This window comes from Paracoccus lichenicola (assembly GCF_009708075.1).
Classification (GTDB): domain Bacteria; phylum Pseudomonadota; class Alphaproteobacteria; order Rhodobacterales; family Rhodobacteraceae; genus Paracoccus; species Paracoccus lichenicola.
The window spans coordinates 1-6,847 of the sequence record NZ_WMBT01000035.1; the positions used below are offsets into that span (position 1 = coordinate 1).

Sequence of the window (6,847 nt, forward strand, 5' to 3'; positions counted from 1 at the left end):
GGCGGATGTCTCCGCCTGTCCGGGTCAGGCTGCGTCAACGCTCTTGTCGCATTTCATCTTGAATCCGCATTGGTGGCGCCCTTCGGGAACTTTTCCGGTTGATGGTGCTTTCATCGTCAGAACGCGCATTCGGGCGCGCAGAAAGGATCCTTTGATGCGACTTCTGACTGCAAGTCTTTTCGGCTCCATGATCTTTGCCCTGGCAGCCTGTGGCAACACGGCGACGGAACGGGCCGCTACGGGTGGCTTGGGCGGCGCGGTGATCGCCGGACCGGCAGGCGCCGTTGTCGGCGGCACCGTGGGCGCTGCCACCGCCAAGTGATCGGCCCTTTCCCAGACAAACGGCCGCGCCATGGCGCGGCCGTTTCCTGTTGGCCTTGCGGCCCTATCCTGCTTCCCCTACATCTGCAGGGCAAAGGCAGAAGGATAGCCACATGCCCATGGAAGCTCATGACATCGAAGCCCTCATCCGCGCAGCCTTTCCCCATGCGCAGATCACCATTACCGACCTTGCCGGTGACGGTAACCACTATGCGGCCGAGGTGATCGACGAAAGCTTCCGCGGCCAGAATCGTGTCCAGCAACAGCGTGCCGTCTATGCCGCGCTTCAGGACCAGATGGCGGGCAAGTCGGGCGCATTGCACGCCCTTGCCTTGACAACGAAGGCCCCCTGACCAAGGCCCCTGCCCCTGGGCCAGCCCTTCAGAAACAGGATGACGAAAATGACCGAAGTTGCTGAAAAAATTCAAGGCATCGTTGATGCAGCCGATGTCGTGCTGTTCATGAAGGGCACGAAGGAAATGCCGCAGTGCGGCTTTTCCAGCCGTGTCGCGGGGGTTCTCAACTACATGGGCGTCGATTTTCGGGACGTGAACGTCCTGGCCGATGATGCCGTCCGCCAGGGCATCAAGGATTTCTCGGACTGGCCGACCATTCCTCAGCTTTACGTCAAGGGAGAGTTCGTGGGCGGCTGCGACATCGTGACCGAGATGACCCTGTCCGGCGAACTGGACCAGCTGTTCGACCAGAAGGGCGTCTCTTACGACAAAGCCGCCGCGGACAAGATCCGCGAAGCCAACGCCTGAACCGGCAGGGTGAAACGGGCCGCATCACGCGGCCCGCTTTCGTCAGATGAGGTCGTCTTCGTCGTCCTCGGACTCTCGCCCTTCGCGCAACTTTGCCGCCAAGGTGATTCCCACGGCGAAGGCCCCCAACAGCTTGGCGATGCTGGCTGCATTGCTGTTGTTGGCGCGCGACAGGGTATTGGTGGCGTCGTCGATCTTGGAACGCATCGTGCTGATGTTGGTCGAGGTCAGGCCGACCGACTCGGCGGCGTGACGGGCGACGCCATAGACGCGGCGTTCTGTGTCGTCGGCCAGCTTGTTGGCGCGGAAGCTTGCCTCGTCCATCAGCGACACGACCTTGTTGCCCGCGACATCCATCATCCGCTCGGCTTCGGAACGCGCCTTGTCGATGGCTGCGTCCTTTGCCAGAGTGATTCGCGCTTCGACTTCCTTGCGCAAGTCTTCGGTCGTGGGCATCTCGTGCTTGGGTTTTTTCGAGACCGCCAGCAGGATGATCGCGATCAGGACAAAGACGCCCCCGATGACCAGCGATGCCAAGGCAGGTCCCCACCCCAGATCATGCGCCAGGAAAGACCAGAGCGCGGCGATCAGGAAGCCGACGGCGACCACCAGGATGACCCCGGCAGCCGCCTTCATCGCCGACCGGCGCGCCGTATCCTTGAGAGCAAGTTGAAGGCGCTGCGCATAGTCGAACATGGGAACCTCAGCGACGGGCCAGGATCAGGCCGACAAGGAAGCCGACGCCGGCTGCGATGCCAATGGCTTGCGCGGGATTGCGGCGAACCATCTCGGACACTTCGTCATACCGCTCGCTGGCGTAATGGGTCAGCTCGGACGCGCGCTGCTGGCCTTGCTGGTACAGCCGTTCCGCTTCGCTGCGGGCGCGACCGGCATATTCCTCGCCCACTTCACGGGCACGTTCCACATAGTCCTGGGCCGTGTCGCGGGCATTCTGCGCCAGTTCGGCGCCGCGCTCCTTGAGACTGTCGGCGCCCGAATTGTTCGACAGCTTGTCGGCCGTTTCCTTGATGTCGTCGCCGATCTTGTTTGCGCCTTCGCGCAGATCGGCCTTGGCCTTCTGGCCCGCCGCGGTGGCGTCGTTCTTCAGGTCGTTGGCAGTGGGATTGTTGGATTGAGCCATCTTCATGTCCTCCGGTGTGATTGTCACCATCAGGGCTTAAACCCCGCGAAAACATCAAGGTTCCGTAAATCGGAAGAATAAATGGCAAGCAATGGCTTAGAGGATGGATGGTACCGCCTCCCCGGCTTGAACGGGGGACCTCTAGATCCACAATCTAGCGCTCTAACCAACTGAGCTAAGGCGGCACGGATGCGTTCTCTAACGCCGGTCGGTGCCCGTTGCAAGCCCGTCTTGCCGGGAATTTTCACCCGCGATACAGAAAGCGATCACAGGACAAGGATAACGGTCATGAGCATCAACAGCCAGAGCGACATCGCGGCCAATCTGCAAATCGGCCCCACGGACCAGGGCATGGTGCGGATTTATGTCGAAGGCGAAGGGATCGACCTGCCCCTGGACTTCGATCCCGACGAGGCGACCGAGATCGCCGAGGAATTGCTGGCCGCGGCCGAGGCGGCCCGGCAGATGGACCGGACGGGCGGCAAGCCTAGGAAGCCGCGGCGCTGAACGCCTCGGGGTCGGTCAGGCCTTGCAGCCGCAGCGCGGAACAGCGGGCAAAGTCGCGCATGACCTTGCTGCGCCGCGCGCCTGTCAACCGCGCCTCGGGCGCCATGCGCTGGATGTCGGCGCCATAGGCATCGGCGCGGATCAGGCCGGTTTCGGCGGGCAGCAGCTCGGTCGGGAAGTCGCGATCGACGGCCCAGAAATAGCGGTCGCACCATTCCAGATAGCCCTGCCATTTCCGGTCGCCCATGAAATCGGCGCGGCAGCTCTTGCATTCGACGATCCAGAATTCGCCCTTCGGCCCCATGCTGATGACATCGACGCGCAGCCCCCGGACAGGCGTGAATTCGGTCAGCACCGCGTGATCCATGCTGCGCAGCAGCCGCCCCACGCCGCGCGCAAGTCGTTGGCCCGGCAGGGCGGGAAGGATCGGTTCCGGATCGGTCATGGCGCGCGTTATAGAACGAAGCGGCAACATTCTTCAACCCGCTTGAACAGGCCGGCCCCTGCCCTTATCTCTCTGCGTGGCGGGTTTCTGCTCTTCTCGCGAGCGGCCATTTTTCCACTGGCCTATAATCTTTCCGAGGGGGCTGGCTCTGGCGTGACCCTGGTCTCGTTACCCGGCGCCCACCTGGTAATCCAGGCTTTCGGGAAATCTCGTGCTGCCGCGGTCGCTGCGGTTCCCGCCACCCCTTCAAACCGCCCTGCCCTCGCAGCGGCGGTTTTTCCATGCAAAAAGGGCGGCCTTGCGGGCCGCCCTTCCAGTGCGCTTCCGATCAGAGGGAGGGAAATCAGAAGCCGTAAACGACCGACACGCCCAGGGTGTTGTCCGTGCGGATCGGACGGTTTTCCTGGTATTCGGTGGTATAGCTGATCCGCGTTGCCAGCTGGTCGGACATCTGGAAGTTCACACCGAACTGGTTGGTGATCACGTCGTCCGAATCTTCCGACGACAGGTAATCGGTGTCGTTGGTGACGAAGACCAGCTCGTTGAAGCGATGATACAGGCGCGACGACACGATATAGCCGATGCCGCTGTCCGAGGAATCCGCCACGTCTTCACGCACGAACACGCCGTCGCCATCTTCGTCCGTCAGGTTGAAGCCCGACTTCTGCGCGCCGGTCTGGGTATAGCGATAGCCGATGCCGGCCTGGACGCGCCAGCTGGTCGCCTCGGTATTGATCACGCGATAGCCCGGACCCACGCCGATAAAGCCGTCACGGGCGAAGTCGCCCAGCTTTTCGGCGATCTCCTCGTCCGGCTGGCCGTCATAGTCGGGATCGCCATTGGCCAGACCGTCGATGGTGAAGCGGCCCAGAACAAAGGCATAGAACTGGTCGTTGAAGTAGTACGAGCCATCATAGATGGTCGAAACGTCTTCACGATCCTTGTTGCCGTTGTCGTCCTCGCCGAACTCGATCAGCATCCCGACCGACTGCTGCCAGGGTCCGGCGTTGTTCGACACGCGGCCGGCCAGCGAGAAGTCCTGGCTTTCGGTGTTGCCCGTGCTGCCCGCATAGGTCAGCGCGACCGAGCCGAACAGGCCCTGGCGGCGATCCGGGGCGCCAAAGCGCGCGTCGTCGTTGTCACGGTCGAAATCGTCCTGAACGGCATCCTCAACGTCGATGATCCGGTCGTTGATGGCCGAAATGCCGGTTGCGTCGGCGCCTGCCGAAATCTCGGTCTGGGCGAAGGCCGGGGCGGATAGTGCGGCCATCAGCGCGGCGGTGCCGGTCAGCAGCGTAACTTTTTTCATGTCTTCCTCACGAGCTGAGTTTTATTGTTCTGGAAGCCTGACGATCGCCAGAGCATCTCTCCAGAGCATCTCTGCGGAATATGAAGTAATCCCGCCCTGTCCGGGTTCATAGACCCGCCAAGAACGTCCCTTGATGTCGTAAAAGTGTGGAAACAACCCGGGACGTGACCTATGCGGTTTTCCGCCGAAACATCACCTTGAACAGGTAAAAAGGAACCATTTCGAAAGTTGCGGAAGCTATTGAAACGCCACGCGGAAGTTGAATTTTCCGGAACGTCATCCTGCAAGAAAGCAGGCAGCGGCTTTGCAACAAATCCGTGACTGCCCGGAATTCGCACAATCCCTTAAGGCACGGCAGCGGCGAAAGTTGTTGCAGAATAGACACGCTTCGCAGCACTTTCGCACCAAGGAAGCAAATCCGCCTTTTCAGTCCCGGCGCCGTTTCGATGCAGGAGAAACCGCAACGGCGGGTTTCAGGCGGCCACCCGTCCACGCCCTGCGCCCCGAGGAAGGCGGCGGCGTCTCGGCCTCGGCCATCACGGCAATCGCGAACTGGACGCCCGCAAAGACGATGGTGTTGAAGACGATCATCATGATCACGGCCAGCCAGCCCACGCTGCTGTTCAGGATCAGATGCCGCAGATGCGCCACATCCAGCGCCAGCAACGCTGCGACGAAGCAGCAGGACAATGCAACGCCGATCAGGACGCTGCGGATATAGACGCGGACCATCTTGGGCATGACGCACCTCTGTTTTCCCGGCAGGCCCCGAATATAGGATGCCCGCGCGAAACTTGCAGCGGAAATCTGCGCGTCAGAACGCCTCGGGGCGCAATTCCCGTGCCACATGGTCCAGCACGGCGTTGACGAACTTCGGTTCCCGTCCCTCGGGGAAGAAGGCTTCGGCAAGGCGGACATATTCGCTGATGACGACCCGGGGCGGGGTCTGCGGCGTGACCAGTTCGGCCCCGGCGGCGCGGAACAGGGCGCGCAGTACCGGGTCGATGCGGTCGATGGGCCATTTGGCGACCAACCCGCGATCCGTCGCCTGGTCGATCCTGGACTGCCAGTTGACCGCCGCATCCACCACGCGGGTGAACAGGTTCTCATCGGCGGGCAGGTATCGCCCGTCCTCGTCCTCGGCCCCCAGGCGATGGATCTCGAACTCTCGCATGACGCGGTCGGCGGACTGGCCGGCGGCCTCCATCTGGTACAGCGCCTGCACGGCATAGAACCGCGCGCCGCTGCTGAGCGCCCGGCGATCCGCGCGCTTGTCGTTCGCCTTGTCTTCGTTCGGGTTCATGGTTCCGGCCTTGCAAAGAGACCGGCTGAAATGAACCGAAAGACGCCGGGCGTCAAGCCCCGCCGGCTTCTGCAAGCCGCGCGACATAGCGGGCCAGCGTGTCGATTTCCAGGTTGATCCCGTCGCCGACGGCGACATCGCCCCAGGTCGTGACCTGGCGGGTATGGGGGATCAGGTTGATGCCGAAACGGTTTCCGTCAACCTCGTTCACGGTCAGCGAAGTGCCGTTCAACGCCACCGACCCCTTGGGCGCGATGAAGCGCGCCAGGGCGGGCGGCGCCTCGAAGGTCAGGCGCAGGCTGTCGCCCTCGTCGTGCATGGCGACCACCTGGGCCACGCCATCGACATGCCCGCTGACGATATGCCCGCCCAGCTCGTCGCCCACGCGCAGCGCGCGTTCCAGGTTCAGGCGGCGCCCGACGGCCCAGCCATCCGCGCCGATATTGGTCTTGGACAGCGTCTCGGCCGAAATATCGACGGCGAACCAGCCGGGCGCCTTGTCCACCACCGTCAGGCAGACGCCGTCGCAGGCGATCGAGGCGCCCATGTCCACGGTGCCCATGTCATAGCCGCAACCGATCCTGGCGCGCATGTCGCCGCGCATTTCGACGGCAAGGACGGTTCCGATGTCGCTAATTATGCCTGTAAACACGCAAAAGCCCTTTCATTCGTGTGCAACCTAGGCGATAGCCTTTGATGGTGCAAGGTTTCCGGGTCTTTACGTCTTTTTCATCCTGCCATGCACAAGTGGCAGCAATTGGCGCGACGCATTTGACAAGGATTCGCAGGTGACCAAGGACCGTCACGATTTTCCGCCCGTGCGGAAACTTCCGCCCGATGAACCGGCACAGCGTGTCTTCCTGCTGCTGCAGGGTCCCCACGGGCCGTTCTTCGACCAGCTTGGTCGGCTGCTGCGGGCGGCCGGCTCGCAGGTCTGGCGCTGCGCCTTCAATGCGGGGGATGAATTCTTCTGGTCCGACAAGGATCACAGACCGTGTGAAAACCCGGAGGAATTGCAGGGAACTCGGTCCGTTTGTTCTGCTCGTCATCTTGTGCG

Annotated in this window: 11 protein-coding genes, 1 tRNA gene, 1 other RNA gene and 1 pseudogene; 6 read left to right on the forward strand and 8 right to left on the reverse strand. The window is 62.3% G+C overall.

What is annotated here, in order from left to right; all coding sequences use genetic code 11:
- The 3 genes from GIY56_RS18680 to grxD all read left to right on the forward strand — a co-directional run.
- Window positions 1-322: hypothetical protein (locus GIY56_RS18680; protein WP_230312628.1), on the forward strand; the 322-nt coding region annotated here is incomplete at its 5' end.
- 112 nt (window positions 323-434) lie between these two features.
- Window positions 435-674: a BolA/IbaG family iron-sulfur metabolism protein gene (locus GIY56_RS17880; RefSeq protein ID WP_154766203.1), complete on the forward strand. Its 240-nt coding sequence runs from the start codon at window positions 435-437 to the stop codon at window positions 672-674.
- Window positions 675-722: 48 nt separating this feature from the next.
- Entirely contained in the window at window positions 723-1,085 is a 363-nt protein-coding gene (gene grxD, locus GIY56_RS17885; protein WP_154766204.1) for a Grx4 family monothiol glutaredoxin, read from the forward strand.
- 42 nt (window positions 1,086-1,127) lie between these two features.
- Here the strand turns inward: grxD and GIY56_RS17890 are convergent, their stop codons facing one another.
- From GIY56_RS17890 to GIY56_RS17900, 3 genes are all read right to left on the reverse strand, one after another.
- A complete protein-coding gene (locus GIY56_RS17890; protein WP_154766205.1) occupies window positions 1,128-1,781 on the reverse strand; it encodes a phage holin family protein in 654 nt (217 codons plus the stop codon).
- A gap of 7 nt (window positions 1,782-1,788) precedes the next feature.
- On the reverse strand, window positions 1,789-2,226 hold the full coding sequence (locus GIY56_RS17895) for a DUF883 family protein (RefSeq protein ID WP_154766206.1): 438 nt from the start codon (window positions 2,224-2,226) through the stop codon (window positions 1,789-1,791).
- 108 nt (window positions 2,227-2,334) lie between these two features.
- Window positions 2,335-2,411, reverse strand: a tRNA-His gene (locus GIY56_RS17900).
- A 103-nt stretch (window positions 2,412-2,514) separates the two neighbouring features.
- On the opposite strand from GIY56_RS17900, the gene GIY56_RS17905 reads away from it, so the two are divergent.
- A complete protein-coding gene (locus tag GIY56_RS17905) occupies window positions 2,515-2,733 on the forward strand; it encodes a DUF6324 family protein (protein WP_154766207.1) in 219 nt (72 codons plus the stop codon).
- Here the strand turns inward: GIY56_RS17905 and GIY56_RS17910 are convergent.
- A complete protein-coding gene (locus GIY56_RS17910) occupies window positions 2,714-3,178 on the reverse strand; it encodes an MmcB family DNA repair protein (protein ID WP_154766208.1) in 465 nt (154 codons plus the stop codon). The two genes, GIY56_RS17905 and GIY56_RS17910, sit on opposite strands and share 20 nt — an antisense overlap.
- An 81-nt stretch (window positions 3,179-3,259) precedes the next feature.
- On the opposite strand from GIY56_RS17910, the gene ssrS reads away from it, so the two are divergent.
- Window positions 3,260-3,417, forward strand: a non-coding RNA gene (ssrS, locus tag GIY56_RS19010) — 6S RNA.
- A gap of 104 nt (window positions 3,418-3,521) precedes the next feature.
- Here ssrS and GIY56_RS17915 read toward each other — a convergent pair.
- The 4 genes from GIY56_RS17915 to GIY56_RS17930 form a co-directional block, all read right to left on the reverse strand.
- The gene (locus GIY56_RS17915) at window positions 3,522-4,487 is read right to left on the reverse strand and encodes a DUF481 domain-containing protein (RefSeq protein ID WP_154766209.1); all 966 of its coding nucleotides are present in this window, start codon (window positions 4,485-4,487) and stop codon (window positions 3,522-3,524) included.
- A 426-nt stretch (window positions 4,488-4,913) separates the two neighbouring features.
- A complete protein-coding gene (locus GIY56_RS17920; protein ID WP_154766210.1) occupies window positions 4,914-5,228 on the reverse strand; it encodes a hypothetical protein in 315 nt (104 codons plus the stop codon).
- A 73-nt stretch (window positions 5,229-5,301) separates the two neighbouring features.
- Window positions 5,302-5,790: a transcription antitermination factor NusB gene (gene nusB, locus GIY56_RS17925; RefSeq protein WP_154766211.1), complete on the reverse strand. Its 489-nt coding sequence runs from the start codon at window positions 5,788-5,790 to the stop codon at window positions 5,302-5,304.
- 52 nt (window positions 5,791-5,842) lie between these two features.
- Complete coding sequence (locus GIY56_RS17930; RefSeq protein WP_328288595.1) at window positions 5,843-6,442, reverse strand: riboflavin synthase; 600 nt, start codon at window positions 6,440-6,442, stop codon at window positions 5,843-5,845.
- A gap of 136 nt (window positions 6,443-6,578) precedes the next feature.
- On the opposite strand from GIY56_RS17930, the pseudogene GIY56_RS17935 reads away from it, so the two are divergent.
- Window positions 6,579-6,847 (forward strand): annotated as a pseudogene (locus GIY56_RS17935) (hypothetical protein); the annotation flags it as partial.